Annotated in this window: 14 protein-coding genes; 9 read left to right on the top strand and 5 right to left on the bottom strand. The window is 63.1% G+C overall.

Features of this window, described 5'->3' with window-relative positions; genetic code table 11:
• Positions 1 to 52: 52 nt before the first annotated feature.
• From C4K40_RS16510 to chrA, 6 genes are all read left to right on the top strand, one after another.
• Positions 53 to 2,494 carry a TonB-dependent receptor gene (locus C4K40_RS16510; RefSeq protein WP_022644298.1) on the top strand — a complete coding sequence of 814 codons (2,442 nt, stop codon included), beginning with the start codon at positions 53 to 55 and terminating at the stop codon, positions 2,492 to 2,494.
• 249 nt (positions 2,495 to 2,743) lie between these two features.
• Positions 2,744 to 3,460, top strand: a complete 717-nt coding sequence (locus C4K40_RS16505) for a YafY family protein (RefSeq protein ID WP_031321659.1) — start codon at positions 2,744 to 2,746, stop codon at positions 3,458 to 3,460.
• A 52-nt stretch (positions 3,461 to 3,512) separates the two neighbouring features.
• Positions 3,513 to 3,872 (top strand): hypothetical protein, encoded by a 360-nt coding sequence (locus tag C4K40_RS16500; RefSeq protein ID WP_022644300.1) that lies wholly within the window; start codon positions 3,513 to 3,515, stop codon positions 3,870 to 3,872.
• Positions 3,873 to 3,967: 95 nt separating this feature from the next.
• On the top strand, positions 3,968 to 5,086 hold the full coding sequence (gene zapE, locus C4K40_RS16495; RefSeq protein ID WP_053130291.1) for a cell division protein ZapE: 1,119 nt from the start codon (positions 3,968 to 3,970) through the stop codon (positions 5,084 to 5,086).
• Positions 5,087 to 5,242: 156 nt separating this feature from the next.
• Positions 5,243 to 5,734 carry a GNAT family N-acetyltransferase gene (locus C4K40_RS16490; protein ID WP_031321661.1) on the top strand — a complete coding sequence of 164 codons (492 nt, stop codon included), beginning with the start codon at positions 5,243 to 5,245 and terminating at the stop codon, positions 5,732 to 5,734.
• Positions 5,734 to 6,924 carry a chromate efflux transporter gene (gene chrA, locus C4K40_RS16485; RefSeq protein WP_053130288.1) on the top strand — a complete coding sequence of 397 codons (1,191 nt, stop codon included), beginning with the start codon at positions 5,734 to 5,736 and terminating at the stop codon, positions 6,922 to 6,924. The genes C4K40_RS16490 and chrA overlap by 1 nt, the downstream gene beginning before the upstream one ends.
• Before the next feature lie 3 nt (positions 6,925 to 6,927).
• On the opposite strand, the gene C4K40_RS16480 is transcribed toward chrA, so the two are convergent.
• From C4K40_RS16480 to C4K40_RS16460, 5 genes are all read right to left on the bottom strand, one after another.
• Positions 6,928 to 8,352: a heavy metal sensor histidine kinase gene (locus tag C4K40_RS16480; RefSeq protein WP_053130285.1), complete on the bottom strand. Its 1,425-nt coding sequence runs from the start codon at positions 8,350 to 8,352 to the stop codon at positions 6,928 to 6,930.
• On the bottom strand, positions 8,349 to 9,023 hold the full coding sequence (locus C4K40_RS16475) for a heavy metal response regulator transcription factor (RefSeq protein WP_022644306.1): 675 nt from the start codon (positions 9,021 to 9,023) through the stop codon (positions 8,349 to 8,351). Before C4K40_RS16475 ends, C4K40_RS16480 begins: the two co-directional genes overlap by 4 nt.
• A gap of 427 nt (positions 9,024 to 9,450) precedes the next feature.
• Positions 9,451 to 9,690 carry a hypothetical protein gene (locus C4K40_RS16470; protein WP_022638901.1) on the bottom strand — a complete coding sequence of 80 codons (240 nt, stop codon included), beginning with the start codon at positions 9,688 to 9,690 and terminating at the stop codon, positions 9,451 to 9,453.
• Positions 9,691 to 9,938: 248 nt separating this feature from the next.
• Complete coding sequence (locus C4K40_RS16465; RefSeq protein ID WP_053130282.1) at positions 9,939 to 11,681, bottom strand: phosphoethanolamine transferase CptA; 1,743 nt, start codon at positions 11,679 to 11,681, stop codon at positions 9,939 to 9,941.
• Positions 11,682 to 11,920: 239 nt separating this feature from the next.
• Complete coding sequence (locus tag C4K40_RS16460; RefSeq protein WP_053130279.1) at positions 11,921 to 12,103, bottom strand: DUF6026 family protein; 183 nt, start codon at positions 12,101 to 12,103, stop codon at positions 11,921 to 11,923.
• 460 nt (positions 12,104 to 12,563) lie between these two features.
• On the opposite strand from C4K40_RS16460, the gene gnd reads away from it, so the two are divergent.
• The 3 genes from gnd to C4K40_RS16445 are packed head-to-tail and all read left to right on the top strand — an operon-like array spanning position 12,564 to position 15,873.
• Entirely contained in the window at positions 12,564 to 13,544 is a 981-nt protein-coding gene (gene gnd, locus C4K40_RS16455; protein WP_053130276.1) for a phosphogluconate dehydrogenase (NAD(+)-dependent, decarboxylating), read from the top strand.
• Positions 13,541 to 15,055, top strand: coding sequence for a glucose-6-phosphate dehydrogenase (gene zwf / locus C4K40_RS16450; RefSeq protein ID WP_053130273.1), 1,515 nt, complete (start codon positions 13,541 to 13,543; stop codon positions 15,053 to 15,055). The genes gnd and zwf overlap by 4 nt, the downstream gene beginning before the upstream one ends.
• Positions 15,052 to 15,873: a Cof-type HAD-IIB family hydrolase gene (locus tag C4K40_RS16445; protein WP_053130270.1), complete on the top strand. Its 822-nt coding sequence runs from the start codon at positions 15,052 to 15,054 to the stop codon at positions 15,871 to 15,873. Before zwf ends, C4K40_RS16445 begins: the two co-directional genes overlap by 4 nt.
• Positions 15,874 to 15,875: the final 2 nt, after the last annotated feature.

Here is a 15,875-nt window from a genome sequence, read left to right as displayed (position 1 = left end):
ATCATTCTCATTGACGTCATTTCAACGGGTTGGGAAGGAACACGTGAAAGCTATGTTCAAGCTGTCGATACTCGGGCGCGGTCAACACCTGGTGCGCCGCACATTACTGGCCCAGGCCGTACTCGCCGGGGCCCTGGGCCCGCTGCTGGCCCAGGCGCAACAGCCACTGCCCGCCAGCCAGGCCGGTGCAGCCCAGGAGCGCCGTGTGTCTTTGCAGTTGCCGGCCCAGCCCCTGGACCAGGCCCTGACCCGTTTCGCCGACCAGGCCGACTTGCGCTTGCTTTACACCACCAGTGATGTGGCGGGCCTGCAGGCGCCGGCCCTCGCCGGTGAAGTCACCATCGCCCAGGCCCTGCAAGCCCTGCTGGCCGGCAGTGGCATGGGCTGGTCGTTCAGCGATGGGCGCACGGTCATCCTGCGTCGTGCCGAGCCTGCGGCGAGCAGCCTCAATCTCAAGCCGACCCAGGTCACCGTGGCGTCGCGTACCAGCACCGCGATCAGCGAGATCCCCGGCACCGTCTGGGTGGTGGAACAGAGCCAGTTGCGCGAGCAGTTGGAAACCGGAGTCAGCCTCAAGGAAGCCATCGGCAAGCTGGTGCCGGGCCTGGACCTGGCGCCGGAAGGCCGTACCAACTATGGCCAGAACATGCGTGGGCGCAACGTGCTGGTGATGATCGACGGGGTCAGCCAGAACAGCTCCCGGGGCTTGTCGCGCCAGTTCGACAGCATCTCGCCGTTCAACGTCGAACGTGTGGAAGTGCTGTCCGGGGCCAGCGCGATCTATGGCGGCGGCGCCACCGGCGGCATCATCAATATAGTCACCAAGAAGGGCGAGCCGGGTCCGGCGCGTTTCGAGACCCAGATCGGTGCGAGCAGCGGCTTCAACAACAGTGACGACTTGACCACCCGTATCGCCCAGTCGGTGAGCGGCGGCAACGAAGCCATCAGCGGTCGCCTGGCCGTGGCCGGCGAGCAGAACCAGGCGTTCTACGATGGCGCCGGCAAGCAGATCTTCATCGACAATACCCAGACCGACCTGCAGTACAACCGCACCATCGACCTGATGGGCAGCCTGGCCATGAACTTCAACGAGGAGCAGAGCCTGGACCTGTTGGCCCAGTATTACGACTCGGGCAACCACGGCAGCACCGGGATCTACTTTCCCAACCTCAAGAACCAGGCGCCCTCGAACCTGGAGGACGCCAAGTTGCGTGGCGGCTACTCCACCGACCTGGAACCGCGCACCCGGCGCCTGTTGCTCAATGCCAACTATCACCACGCCGACGTGCTGGGCCAGGATTTCTACCTGCAGGCCTCGTACCGCAAGGAAAACGACAACTTCTATCCGTTTCCCTACTACAACACCGGCAAGCCGACTGGTTCCAAGGGCGTGTACTTCGCCGCCTCGCAGCAGAACTTCGAGGTCAGCAGCCTCAAGGCGCTGTTCGCCAAGGAGTTCGACACCGTCAAGCTGACCTATGGCGTGGACCTGGATCGCGAGCGCTTCAACGCCGAGCAGAGCACGTTCGACCAGCGGGTGTCGTCAGAGAGTGGTGGCCTGGACCTGGTGACCCAGAGCAAGGCCGCGCGCTATCCCAGCTATCGGGTCGATGGCCTGTCCGCCTATACCCAGCTGGATTGGCACGCCACGGACAACCTGACGGTGTCCGGTGGTTATCGGCGCCAGCAGATGGACGTGGATGTCGGGCGGTTCAAGAACGTGCCGGGGGGCAACAACGATTACCAGGTCAACCTGTTCAACCTGGGCACCATCTATGACTTCAAGAACGGCCACCAGGTCTGGGTCAACTACGGCGAGGGCTTCGATCTGCCGGACCCGGCCAAGTTCTACGGCAAGCCGGGGCTGAGCGTCGACGACAACCCCCTGGCCGGGATCAAGAGTCGCCAGGTAGAAACCGGCTGGCGCTTCTCCGATAGCGATTGGGATGCCCAGGCGGCGCTGTACTACATCTGGTCGGACAAGGTCATCACCACCGACAACGCGACCCTGACCATCGACGTCAAGGACCAGAAGAGCCGCGACTACGGCTTCGAAAGCGCCCTGACCCGGCATTTCGAGAGTGGCTGGGAGGCGGGTGGCACCCTGCACCTGGTGCGTTCCGAGGAGGAGGGCAAGAACGGCGGCTGGATCAAGCGTGATGCGCGCTACGCCTCGCTGTCCAAGTCCACGGCCTTCATCGGCTGGAAGGGCGATAGCCAAAGCGTGCGCCTGCAGGGCAACCATGCCTTCACCCTCAAGGACGATGCCGACCACACCATCGACGGCTACACCACCTTCGACCTGCTGGGCAGCCAGGACACCGGCTTCGGCACCTTCAGCGGGGGTATCCAGAACCTGCTGAACAAGCAGTACAGCACGGTCTGGGGCCAGCGCGCGAAGCTGTTCTATTCGCCGACGTATGGGCCCGAGTACCTCTATGACTACCAGGGTCGCGGCCGCACCTACACCCTGAGCTGGACCATGGCCTATTGATTCACCGCTGAGTCGGTAGCCGTTGCCGAGGTGGCGCAGCGGTCGCAGCAACTCGATCCGCTTGCCTCATCGGTGCCCGTTGCGCGGGCATGCGCAGCCGTCGGCGGCCACACGCAGCTGTTGTAGCCGTTGCCGAACGTGCGAGGCTGCGACCGGCTGCGCAGCACCCGCAGGGTCCGTTTCTGCTGACAGTTTCTGTCAGGAGGCTCTGCTATCCTGCGGCGGATTTTTTCCGGGAGTCCAGCCAAGGTGTCGCGAGCCAGTCGATTACTCACTCTGTTGCAGATGCTGCGGGGCAAAAGCCGTCCGGTCACGGCCGCGACCCTGGCGGCGCAGTTGGAGGTGTCCGAGCGCACCCTGTATCGCGACATCGCCGAGCTCACTGCCCTGGGCGCGCCCATCTACGGTGAGGCCGGGGTCGGTTATGTATTGCGCAGCGGGCTGTTCCTGCCACCGTTGATGCTCAATGCCGACGAGACCGAGGCCGTGGTGCTCGGCCTGCGCTACGTCGACCAGCGCGGCGACGAGGAACTGAGCAAGGCCGCCGCCGATGCCATGGCCAAGATTGCCGCGGTGCTGGCGCCGGCGGCCCAGGACGCCTTGCGCAACCCGACGCTGCTACCGGGGCCGGCCGGTTATGGCTTCCCTGACAATCCGGTGTCGCTGAACGTGTACCGCCAGGCGATCCGCCACCAGGCCAAGTTGCTGATCGACTATGCCGACGTCAACCGCACGCCCAGCCAGCGCCTGATCTGGCCCCTGGCGTTGGGGTTCCTCAACGAGGCGCGAGTGATCGTCGCCTGGTGCGAACTGCGTGGGGACTACCGGACCTTTCGTACGGACCGGGTCGCCGCTGCCCAGGAGCAGAGCGAGGCCTATCCGGGCCGGCGCAGCGACTGGCTACGGACTTGGCGCAAGCGTATGCAGAGCGATGAAGGCCAGCGTTTCACTCCTGACAAGAAATGACGCAAGGGGCTCTTAACATGCCGGCCTCATCCACATGCAAGGAGCTTGCGCCATGTCAGTCATCAATCGATCCGAGCACCGGCACCATCCTGGAGGCGGGCCGCTGGCCCCGGCGATCGAGGCCTTCTTGGCCGCCACCCACAGCGGCGATCGCTCGCAGATAACCTCGATCTTCGCTCCCCAGGCCCAGGTCTTCGATGAGCGCGAGCACCGGGTCGGGCCGGGCGAGATCGCCCGCTGGATGGCGGACAACCCTGGCCGCCTGCGGGTAATCGGGGTCCAGCAACGTACCGGAAAAATACTGCTGGACAGCCTTCTGTGTGGCGATTTTGCCGGTGGTCCGCGGTCGCTGCGTCATGTCTTTCGCCTGGATGACCAAGGGCGGATCGCCCGGCTGGACATTTCCCGCTGAGACAGCTGGCGTATTTCCCTTGGGCGTCCGGCAGCGGATACGCGAGACGATGGGCGGTGGCATACTGCGGCCTTTTGCCGGGAGGCCGTGGCCCCATGTCGTTCGACTCACCCTTGAGTGCCTACCAACATGCCCTGGTGCAGCAAGGGTTCGTCGCCGATGAGGCCCAGGCCCGAGCGGTGCAGGCCTTGCAGCGCTGCCATGGGGCCTTGCACCAGGGCCGCGGGACGGTCGCCGGCGTCTACCTCTGGGGGGCGGTGGGGCGCGGCAAGACCTGGCTGATGGACCAGTTCTACCAGAGCTTGAAGGTGCCCGCGCGACGCCAGCACTTCCACCACTTCATGGGCTGGGTACACCAGCGCTCCTTCCAGCTGACCGGTATCGCCGATCCGTTGCAGGCCCTGGCCCGAGAGCTCGCGGACGAGGTACGGGTGTTGTGCTTCGACGAATTGTTCGTCAACGACATCGGTGACGCGATCATCCTCGGCCGCCTGTTCCAGGTGATGTTCGAACAGGGCGTGGTGATGGTCTGCACTTCCAACCAGCCGCCCGAGCAACTTTATGCCGATGGGTTCAATCGCGAGCGTTTCCTGCCGGCCATCGATGCCATCAACCGACACATGCAGGTGGTGGCGGTCGACGGTGCCCAGGACCATCGCCTGCATCCGGGTACCGGTACCCAGCGTTACTGGGTGACTGCCGAAGGCCAGGCCAGCGTCCTGGAACCCTTGTTCGAGCGCTTGTGTGCCGGGCAGCCGGCATCCGCGGAGCCGGTGCTGCTGGGCTATCGACCGGTGACGGTGGTCCAGGCCGCCGAGGCGGTGATCTGGTGCCGCTTCGCCGACTTGTGCGAGCAGCCGTTCTCGGCCATGGATTTCATGGCCTTGTGCGACCGCTACCGCGCCATCCTGCTTGGCGAGGTGCCTTGCCTGAGTGCCCGGCAACGCCCGGGGCGCATTGCCCGGGGCACCGAGGATGGTGCCGAGCGGGTGGTGGCGGGAGATCGCGAGTTGCCGCAACTGTCGGTCCACGACGATGCGGTCCGGCGTTTCATCGCCCTGGTGGACGAGTGCTACGACCGCAAGGTGCCGCTGTACCTGGAGGCGCGGGTGCCGATGGAGCAGCTGTACACCGAGGGTTACCTGGAGTTCGCCTTCCGCCGGACCTTGAGCCGCCTGCAGGAGATGCAATTGCAGCGTTTCGGCCAGCCCTGAAGGGAAGTGCTTCCGAGTGTGGTTCATCCCGGTCATTGGCTAGGATCTTTCTGCCATAAGTGGGTGAAAAATCTTCGTTTGGTCAAATCCGCCAGCCTACAATCGGAGCTGCCCGAGCCTTGAGCGCTCGTTCCGACACATTGATCGAGGATGAACATGGACGTTGCCGATGTCGTGGTGTTGCAAGCCAGTTACAGCAACCCGGTGCATGCCGAAGCCATAGGCGTGTTGCTCAGTCATTACGCAGCAGACGTCATGGGCGGTGGCCAGAGCCTCTCGGCGGACCAGCTCCAGCGGTTGCCGGAGGAGCTGGCCAAGCGACCCCAGGCGTTCAGCGTGCTGGCCTTCGCTGGCGGGCAGCCAGTGGGCCTGGTGAACTGTTTCGAAGGTTTCTCCACCTTTGCCTGCCGGCCCCTGGTGAATGTCCACGATGTGGTGGTGCTCGACGGTTTTCGTGGCCAGGGCCTGAGCAAGCGCCTGTTGCAGAAGGTCGAGGACATCGCTCGCCAGCGCGGCTGCTGCAAGATCACCCTGGAGGTGCTGGAAGGCAATGCCAGGGCCCAGGCGGCGTACCGGTCCTGCGGTTTTGCCGATGCGATGCTCGATCCCGTCCATGGCCGCATGCTGTTCTGGAGCAAGGCCTTGTAATGCCACGCGCCTTCCCCGCGACCCGCCAGCCTGGCACGGATACGCCCTGGAGCATCTTCCTGGTGTTCCTGCGCCTGGGGCTGACGTCCTTCGGCGGGCCGGTGGCGCACTTGGGCTACTTTCGCGAGGAGTTCGTCCAGCGTCGACGCTGGCTGGGGGAGGCGGCCTACGCCGAGCTGGTCGCGCTGTGCCAGTTCTTGCCGGGCCCCGCCAGCAGCCAGGTGGGAATCGCCCTGGGCTTGTCTCGGGCTGGAGTTCCCGGCGCCCTTGGGGCCTGGGCCGGCTTCACCTTGCCCTCGGCGTTGGTCCTGGCCCTGTTGGCCATGGGGCTTGGGGCCGGGGTTCCTCCCGGTGCCTTGAAGGGTTTGCAACTGGTGGCAGTGGCCGTGGTGGCCCAAGCCCTCTGGAGCATGGCTTGGAGTCTGTGGCGAGGGCCGTTGCGGTTTGCCATCGGGTTGTTGGCGGCGCTCTGGGTGCTGCGCTGGCCGGGGCTGGAGGCACAGCTGCTGGCCATGTCGATAGCCGCGCTGGCAGGTAGCCTGTTGATCAACACCGCTGGCGTTCCGCTAGTCGAGGCGTCGATGGCTCCGGTCAGTCGGCGAATGGGGGGCTTGTGCCTGGGCCTGGCATTAGTGTTGCTGTTGCTCCTGCCGGGCATGGCATTGCTCTGGCCGAATCGCCTGCTGCAGTTGTTCGATGCTTTCTACCGGGTCGGCGCCCTGGTGTTCGGCGGTGGCCATGTGGTGCTGCCGCTGCTGCAAGCCCAGGTGGTGGAGCCGGGCTGGATCGACAACTCACTGTTCCTGGCCGGTTATGCCAGTGCCCAGGCGGTGCCGGGGCCGTTGTTCAGCGTGGCCGCCTTTCTCGGCGCGGCCATCGATGGCTGGAGCGGGGCGCTGGTATGCCTGCTGGCGATCTTCCTCCCGGGTTTGCTGCTGGTGATCGGGGTCGTGCCGTTCTGGCAAGCCCTGCGTCATCGCCAGGCGATCCAGGCCGCCCTGGCCGGGGTCAACGCCGCGGTGGTGGGTTTGCTGGCGGCGGCCCTGTACCAGCCCTTGTGGACGTCCACGGTCCGCGGACCCCTGGAGTTGTTGGCGGTAGCCTTGGTGTTTCTGCTGTTGCGCAGCGGCCGGGTACCGCCCTGGGCCCTGGTGGTGCTGGGAGCGCTGATCGGCGGCTGGGGGCTGTAGCGCCTAGAGGTCGTGTTGCGCGGGATCGAGCTTGGGAAACACCAGGCGGAACTCGGTCTGGCCATCGATGACGCTGCTGACTTCGGCGTGGCCGTCATGCAGGTTCATGATCGAACGCACGATCGCCAATCCCAGGCCAGTGCCGCCTTCGGCGCGGGTACGGCTGCTGTCGATCCGGTAGAAGCGCTCGAACAGATGTGGCAGGTGACAGGCCTCGATGCCCGGACCGGGGTTGCTCACCGTGAGGCTCACCGCATGCAACTGTTGTTCGACCCGCAGCTGGATACGGCCCTTGGCCGGGCTGTGGCGAATGGCATTGGACAGCAGGTTGGAAATGGCCCGCTGGATCATCAGCCGATCCCCCAGGACCCAGGCATCGCCGCTCTGTTGCAGTTCCAGTTGCTTGTCCTCGGCGCTCAGGGCGAACAGCTCCATGACTTTGCATGCTTCCACCCGCAGGGAAATCCGCGCGAAGCGAGCCTGGGAAGCCGGTTGGCTGACCTGGGCCAGGAGCAGCATGTCGGCGACCATCCGCGTGACGCGCTCCAGTTCTTCGATGCTGGCCTCCAGCACAGCCTTGTATTCTTCCGGCGGACGCTCCCGGGACAGGGTCACCTGGGCCTTGCCCATCAGGTTGCTGATGGGTGAACGCAGCTCATGGGCCAGGTCATCGGAAAATTGCGACAGGCGCTGCACGCCACCATCCAGGCGCTGCAGCATGACATTGATCCCCTGGCCCAGCTCCGCCAGTTCCCGGGGCAGCCGCTCCAGGTTCAGGCGGTGGGTCAGGTCCTGGGTGCTGACCTTGGCCGCCACCCGGCTGAACTGCTGCAGGGGCAGCAGCCCTCTCTGCACCAGCCACCAGGCGCCAATGCCGATCAGGCCCAGCAGCAGTGGCAGGGCAATCACCGTGGAGCGCAAGTAGGCACTGAGCAGCGCCTGGTCGTTACTGCGGTCCAGGCTCAGCACGACTCGCACCTGCTCGCCATTACGCAGGGACATCGGCTGCGAGGCACTGAGCAACTGGCTGCCGCTGTTGTCGTTCCAGTCCAGGTAGGTGTTGCCCCTGGCTTCCTTGAGGGCACGGGGTAAAGGTTGCTGGCCGCCGCCGACATCCAGCAGCGGTGGCGCCAGCGGATCGCTGGCCAGCACCGACAGGCGCAGGTTGTCGTGGCCCATTACCAGGTCCAGCAGGGAATGGGGGCGGGCCGCCAGGTCGCTGCTCTTGAGGTCGCTGATCAGGCTGTGCTGGATCTGCTCCAGCTTGCTCTGCAGGCTCTTGCGGGCCAGGGTGTCCAGCTCGTGGCTCAGGGACAGGTAGGCCAGGGTGGCCAGCAGCAGGACCAGGGCCGCGCCCATCAGGCTGACGGTCAGGCCCAGGCGCATGGACAGGCTGCCGTTGCCGGGCGATGCAGGAGCAGTGGTCATTGGCGCACTTCCAGCACGTAGCCGACACCGCGCAGGGTATGGATCAGCTTGAGTTCGCTGGCATCGTCGATCTTGGCCCGCAAGCGGCTGATGGAAACTTCCACCACGTTGGTATCGCAATCGAAGTTCATATCCCAGACCAGGGAAATGATTTGCGTGCGGGTCAGAACTTCACCGGAGTGCCGCATCAATACATGCAGCAGGGTGAACTCCTTGGTGGTCAGGTCGATACGGCGTTCGCCGCGATATGCTCGATGGCGTCGCGGGTCAAGTTGCAGGTCGGCAACTTGCAAGACTTCTGGCTGGGCCACCGGTTCACTGCGCCGCATCAAGGTGCGGACCCGGGCCAGTAGTTCGGGAAATTGAAATGGCTTGACCAGGTAATCATCGGCGCCAAGATCCAGGCCCCTGACTTTGTCTTCCAGGCGGCCACGGGCGCTCAGCATCATGACTCGCGCTGGATATTGCCGGTGCATATGTTGCAATACTTGCCAACCATCTTTGCCTGGCAGGTTTACATCCAGGATTACCAACTCGTAGGGCTGTTGTTCAATCAGGTGCAGGCCATCCACGCCATTGTCGGCGCGGTCAACGATATATCCACTCTCGGTAAGCCCCTGATGCAAGTAGTCGGCGGTTTTCGACTCGTCCTCGATCACCAGAATACGCATGGCCTGTTGTCCTCTTTAAATAACCGGATGTTGTTCAATGGAGCGATGGTGAAGCCTAAAGTAGCTACAGGGTCAATCGATCAGGCCAGCTAATTCAAGGAATTAGCTGGTTGTCGACGGCCGGTAGAACATTCCGCGCAGGAAGCATGGGTAGGGCTTGCAGGGCAAGGGGCGATCGAGGTGCTGTTGGCTCGTTTGTTGTTTCAATTCTTTTCTTCGATACGGAAGTCTTTGGGCTCAGGGCGGGGATGTTAAGCGAGTACATTTGGGTGATGTGCCATATGACAGCTTTGTAATGGCTCGGTAATTAACTTGAAAACATGAATCGCAATCACTGATGAACCAATAAAAAAGGCGCCCAGAGGGCGCCGAAATGTCCAGCTCTGGTTGAGGAACATTTATCCAGAGTGGTTGCACAAAGGTTGGATCAGGCGCCCGGCTGCTGGCTTACTTGTTTTTCTTGTTTGGCATCCGAGGCGGAATATGACGGTGCAGATTGCTGTTTGTCGCTCTTGGCGGTATTGGCGTTCTGGTTTCCGTGAATCTGTTGCTGATTGACGCGGAAGTTCTCGTAGAACTGTTGTACGCGCTCCGAGCCGCCTTCGGCGAAGGCTGCGCTGGAGCCGGCGAGAATCAGGCCGCTGAGTACAAGAGTTGAAAGTTTCATGCTGGTTTTCCTGCTTAAGAGTGTTCGGCTACTTGCTTCGTCCCTGTATGGCAAGTGACGGGGGGAAGTTAAACCGAATTCTATTAAGTGAGGGTTAACGCCAGCCTGAGGCGAAAATTACATTTTCGACATGATGTTGCGGTGGTCATTGTGGGCGACCAGGGGGAAGAGGGGATGTGCGCTCCAGGATGGACGGGCAGGCAAGAAGCAATGGCGCCCCGGGAGCCGTGGGGCTCCCGGGGAGGCGATCATTTTTGCACGACGGTGGTGTCGGCAGGCGCTTTGGGCTGCATCAGGCTGAAGTCGATCAGCGGCCTGCTCTGGCGTTGGTTGGGGTCGCCGATCAGCAATGGCCGTGGCTTGAAGCTGTCGCTGACCAGGCTGCGACTATGGTCCAGCTGATCGAAGCTCAGGCCTGCCAGGTCGGACCAGGTATGCACCAGCTGCGAGCTCATGAAGGGCCGGCTGAGGTCGGAGGCGAAGTTCCAGTCGTGGTTCTCTCGCCACTTGGGCGAGGCCCAGGCGATGAACGGAATGGTGTACATCGGCGCGGTGGGCTTGCCTTCGTTGCGCCCAAGGGTGTCGTGGCCGGCGGAGTCGAAGACGTCTTCACCGTGGTCCGACAGGTACAGCAAGAAACCGTTGGGGTCTGCCTTGGCGTAGTTCTTGATCAGGCTGGAAACCACGAAATCGTTGTACAGGACGGCGTTGTCGTAGCTGTTGTAAGTGGCCACCTGGTCGTCGTGCACGCCGGCTGGTACCCCCTGGCGGTCGGTGAACTTGTCGAAGCTCGGTGGGTAGCGGTACTGATAGCTCATGTGGGTGCCCAGCAAGTGCACCACGATGAACTTGCGCGGCGCGCTGTCGGCCAGGGCCTTGGAGAAAGGCTCGAGCACGTCGCCATCATACTGGCGAGCGTTCTGGTTGCGATTGTTGTTCAGGTACACCTGCTCGTCCGCCTGCTCGGAAAAGGTGGTGAGCATGGTGTTGCGCTTGGTCATGGTCTGCTGGTTGGTGATCCAGTAGGTCTTGTAGCCGGCCTGTTTCATCACGCTGACCAGGGACGGGGTCTTGAGGTACAGGTCGGGGTTTTCTTCGTCGGCGAAGGTCAGCACCTGCTGCAGGGCCTCGATGGTATAGGGACGCGGGGTGATGACGTTGTTGAACACCGCCAGCTGGTCCCTGAGCTTGTCCAGCTCCGGGGTGGTCTGGCGCGGATAGCCATAGAGGCTCATGCGTTGGCGGTTGGTGGATTCGCCGATCACCAGCACCAGGGTCGCCGGCTGGTTGGCCATGCTGTCCTTGAGATTGGTCAGGGGCGGGATCTTGCTGACGCTGTCGAGCATGCCTTGCATGCCGTTCAGTTGCTCACGATAGCGGCGGTAGGCGACCACCATCTGCCATGGCACTGCCGGCTCGATGCGGGTCTCGAATTTTTCCAGGCCCTGGGCGAGGGTGTCGGTGCGCGAAATCTGCTTGACCAACGGATAACCGACGATGGCCACCAGGATCGCTACCGCAGCCGCCAGGGCTTGCAGCTTGGGCAGGTATACCGGGCGCAGGCGGGTCCAGAGGAAAAAGGCGAATGCCGTGTGGGCCAGGAACGCCGGCAGCATCCACCAGGCAAAGTACTGGGTCAGGTATTCACCGGCTTCCGAGGGGTTGGACTCGAACATGATGAATATGACGCTCTGGGAAAACTCCTGCTGGTAGATGAAGAAGTAGCCCAGGCTGGCCATGGAACAGGCCCAGAGCACGACTCCGATCACGGCGGCCAGCAGCCGGGTGCGTGCCGGGAACAGCAGCATCGGTGCCAGCCAGATGGCGCTCATCAGGAAGGCTTGGCGAAAACCTGCGAACCCCGAGGTATCGGTCAACTGGATCAGCAGCTGGGTAATACCCGAGAAATACCAGAAGAACAGGAATAGCCAGAGCAGGCCCATCCAGTCGAAACCCTTCGCAGACGTGTTGCCGCGTTTGAACAATGCCATTCGGCGCTCCCCAGGAAACCGTGATCATCGGGCGCCGGGCCGGCGCCAATGAAGGCCGCTCTATGTAACAAAGCGGCCACAATGGCCGGGAGTATCGATAGGCAAGTGTGAAAAGTTCGTCAGCAGAACGTTGGCATTTCGTGCCTGGGTTCCGGGGCGGGATGCCCGTCAACAAGAGCTGGGGGAAGGGGCTGCTGGCAACGAGCGCAACGTTGGGCTGCGCTCGAGAGCGGGATGATTCAGTTCGTCCGGGAACGAAGCGCGAAGTCTACCGGTTGCAGGTCCTGGTTCTGTAGCAGCAGGCGCATTTGCGCGAGCTCTTTTTGCAGCTGGTCGCGTTCATCTTTGAGCTGCTGCAGTTCGTCACGGCGAATGGTGACGTACAGGGTTTGTGCAGGTCGTGCCGCTACTACTGTGCCCATTGCTTCACCTCGCAAATGGCGGGTCTTGACTATGCTTCGCGATTCCCATTGCTTGCACAAAGCGCTATCACAGGCGGCATGGTTGCAGTGGGTCCGCATCGCGCTGTCTCGCCTGGCGGGCAATTTTATTTATTTTTCGGCTCAATGGAACTTTTTTATTTTTGATGGTCATTGTGCCTTCGCGGCGCTGGGCGTCGTAATCCACCCATGTTTTGCGAAACTTCGCTGCAGGTGCTGCTGACTAATCTCCCATGGGCCCCGTTCAGGGGACGATAGGGCGCTGCAGATCGTGGTCCTGCGACGCCAGGAGGGGCAGCCGGAGACGGAAACTCGTCCGCCAAGGCAAAGATTGCGCTGTCTTGAGGCGCCTTGCCTTGTATAGTTGCGCACCTTGAAGTTTCACCTGGCCCGTTGGGCTATATATTTTCGATCTGGATTTTGGCAGTAGGAGCATCAGCACATGCAACTGGGGATTATCGGACTGGGCCGCATGGGCGGCAATATTGCACGGCGCCTGATGCTCAATGGGCACGAGACCGTAGTCTTTGACCGCAACACCGACTTCATCAGCACCCTCGCCGCCGAAGGCGCCAAGGGCGTCGCCGACCTGCCGGCCCTGGTGGCTGGCCTGCAACAGCCGCGTGCGGTATGGGTCATGCTGCCCGCCGGCGCGCCCACCGAAGAGACCATCGACACCCTGAGCCAGTTGCTGGAGCCGGGCGATGTGATCATCGATGGCGGCAACACCTACTACAAGGATGACATCCGCCGCGCCCGGGACCTGGCACAGAAGGGCCTGAAGTACATCGATGTCGGCACGTCCGGCGGCGTCTGGGGCCTGGAGCGAGGCTATTGCATGATGATCGGTGGCGACGCCGATGAAGTGCTGCGCCTTGACCCGCTGTTCGCCGCCCTGGCTCCGGGCATGGGGTCGATCCCCCGCACCAAGGACCGTGTCGCCAGCGACGACCGCGCCGAGCGTGGCTATATCCACGCTGGTCCGGCCGGTGCCGGGCACTTCGTCAAGATGATCCACAATGGTATCGAGTACGGCATGATGCAGGCCTTCGCCGAAGGCTTCGACATCCTCAAGACCAAGAACTCGGAAAGCCTGCCGGAAGACCAGCGCTTTGACCTGAATGTCGCCGATATCGCCGAAGTCTGGCGGCGCGGCAGTGTGGTCTCGTCCTGGTTGCTGGACCTGACCGCCGACGCCCTGGCCAGCGATCCCAAGCTGGACGGTTTCTCCGGTTCGGTGGCTGACAGCGGTGAAGGCCGTTGGACCATCGAGGCGGCCATGGAGCAGGCGGTGCCGGTTCCGGTGCTGTCCAACTCGCTGTTCTCCCGTTATCGCTCGCGTGGCCAGGGTACTTATGGCGACAAGATCCTCTCGGCCATGCGCTTCGGCTTTGGCGGCCATGTGGAGACCGGGAAGAAATGACCGAGCGAAGGAAGTCCAAGGCATTGCCGGCCCCGGCGACCACGCTGTTCCTGTTCGGCGCCCGTGGCGACCTGGTCAAGCGCCTGCTGATGCCGGCGCTGTACAACCTCAGTCGCGATGGTTTGCTGGACGAGGGGCTGCGGATCGTCGGCGTCGATCACAACGCGGTGAGCGACAGTGAGTTCGCCACCTTGCTGGAAGATTTCCTTCGCGACGAAGTACTCAAGAAACAAGGGCAGGGGAGCAGTGTCGATGCCGACGTCTGGGCGCGCCTGACCCGTGGCATCAGCTATGTCCAGGGGGATTTCCTGGACGATGCCACCTATGTCGAGCTGGCGGCGCGAATCGCCGCCAGCGGCACCGGCAACGCAGTGTTCTACCTGGCCACCGCACCGCGCTTCTTCAGTGAGGTGGTGCAACGCCTGGGAGCCGCAGGGCTGCTGCAAGAGCAGCCTGGAGCGTTTCGCCGGGTGGTGATCGAGAAACCCTTCGGTTCCGATCTGCAGACCGCGGAGGCCCTCAACGCCTGCCTGCTCAAGGTCATGGGCGAGAAGCAGATCTACCGCATCGACCATTACCTGGGCAAGGAAACCGTACAGAACATCCTGGTCAGCCGTTTCTCCAACAGCCTGTTCGAGGCGTTCTGGAACAATCATTACATCGACCACGTGCAGATCACCGCGGCGGAAACCGTCGGGGTGGAAACCCGTGGCAGCTTTTACGAAAACACCGGCGCCCTGCGGGACATGGTGCCCAACCACCTGTTCCAGCTGCTGGCGATGGTGGCCATGGAGCCGCCGGCGGCCTTCGGTGCCGATGCGGTGCGCGGCGAGAAGGCCAAGGTGGTGGGTGCCATCCGTCCCTGGACGCTGGACGAGGCCCGGGCCAACTCGGTGCGCGGCCAGTACAGCGCCGGCAAGCTGGACGGCAAGAGCCTGGCGGGATACCGCGAGGAAACCAACGTGGCACCCGACAGCACCACCGAGACCTATGTCGCGCTCAAGGTGATGATCGACAACTGGCGCTGGGTCGGGGTGCCGTTTTACCTGCGTACCGGCAAGCGCATGAGCGTGCGCGACACCGAGATCGTCATCTGCTTCAAGCCGGCGCCTTATGCGCAGTTTCGCGACACCGAGGTGGAGCGCCTGATGCCGACCTACCTGCGGATCCAGATCCAGCCCGACGAAGGTGTGTGGTTCGACCTGCTGGCGAAGAAACCCGGGCCGACCCTGGACATGGCGCGCATCGAGTCGGGGTTCGCCTACAAGGACTTCTTCGAGATGCAGCCGTCCACCGGCTACGAAACGCTGATCTACGACTGCCTGATCGGCGACCAGACGCTCTTCCAGCGTGCGGACAACATCGAGAATGGCTGGCGTGCGGTACAACCATTCCTCGACGCCTGGAAGCAAGATGCGACCCTGCAACAATATCCGGCCGGCACCGATGGGCCGGATGCGGGTGATCAATTGCTGGTCCGCGATGGCCGGGTCTGGCGTCCCCTGGGATGAGCGGCTCGAACGCCTACCCCATCGACTTTGTGCTGAGCGACATGGATGGCACGCTGTTGCGTCCGGACCACAGTCTCAGCCCGCGAACCATTGCCGCCGTGCGTGCCCTGCATGACGCCGGTATCGGTTTCAGCCTGGCCAGCGGGCGTCCGCCACGGGCCATGCGACAGCAACTCGAAGAACTCGGGGTGGAGCTGCCCAGCGCCGGATTCAACGGCGGCAGCATTGTCCATCCCGATGGACGCTACCTGGCTCGCCACCATGTCCCGGTAGCGGCGGTCGTTGCGGCGCTGCTGCTGTTCGCTCCCTATCCCCAGGTCGAGACCTGGGTCTTCGCCGACAATCAGTGGCTGGTGCGCGATCCTGATGGACCCTTGCTGCCGTTGGAGCAGCAGGCCCTGGGTTATGCGCCGCAGGTGGTGGACAGCTTCGAGGAGTACCTGCATTGCGTCGACAAGGTCGTGGCAGCCAGTAGCGACGCTCGCTTGCTGATGGAGCTGGAGGCGCACCTGCAACAGCAGACCGCGGGGCAGGCCCAGGTCTCGCGGTCGCAACCGCGGTTCCTGGATGTCACCGCCGTGCAGGCGGACAAGGGCCAGGCCTTGGCGACGCTCGCCGAATACCTCGGCGTGCCCCTTGCGCGCACTGCGGCCCTGGGTGATGGCGGCAACGATTCGGCGATGTTCCAGCGCGCCGGGTTGTCGATCGCCATGGGCCAGGCCGAAGAGCAGGTCAAGCGCCTGGCCGATGTGGTCGCCGGCACTAACCTGGAAGATGGCGCCGCCCAGGCGATCGAGCGCTATATCCTGCTGCGCTGAGC

The sequence above is a fragment of the Pseudomonas sp. CMR5c genome (assembly GCF_003850545.1).
GTDB classification, from domain to species: domain Bacteria; phylum Pseudomonadota; class Gammaproteobacteria; order Pseudomonadales; family Pseudomonadaceae; genus Aquipseudomonas; species Aquipseudomonas piscis.
Note: the sequence above shows the minus strand (reverse complement) of the source record. Positions and strands in the feature narration are given on the sequence as shown.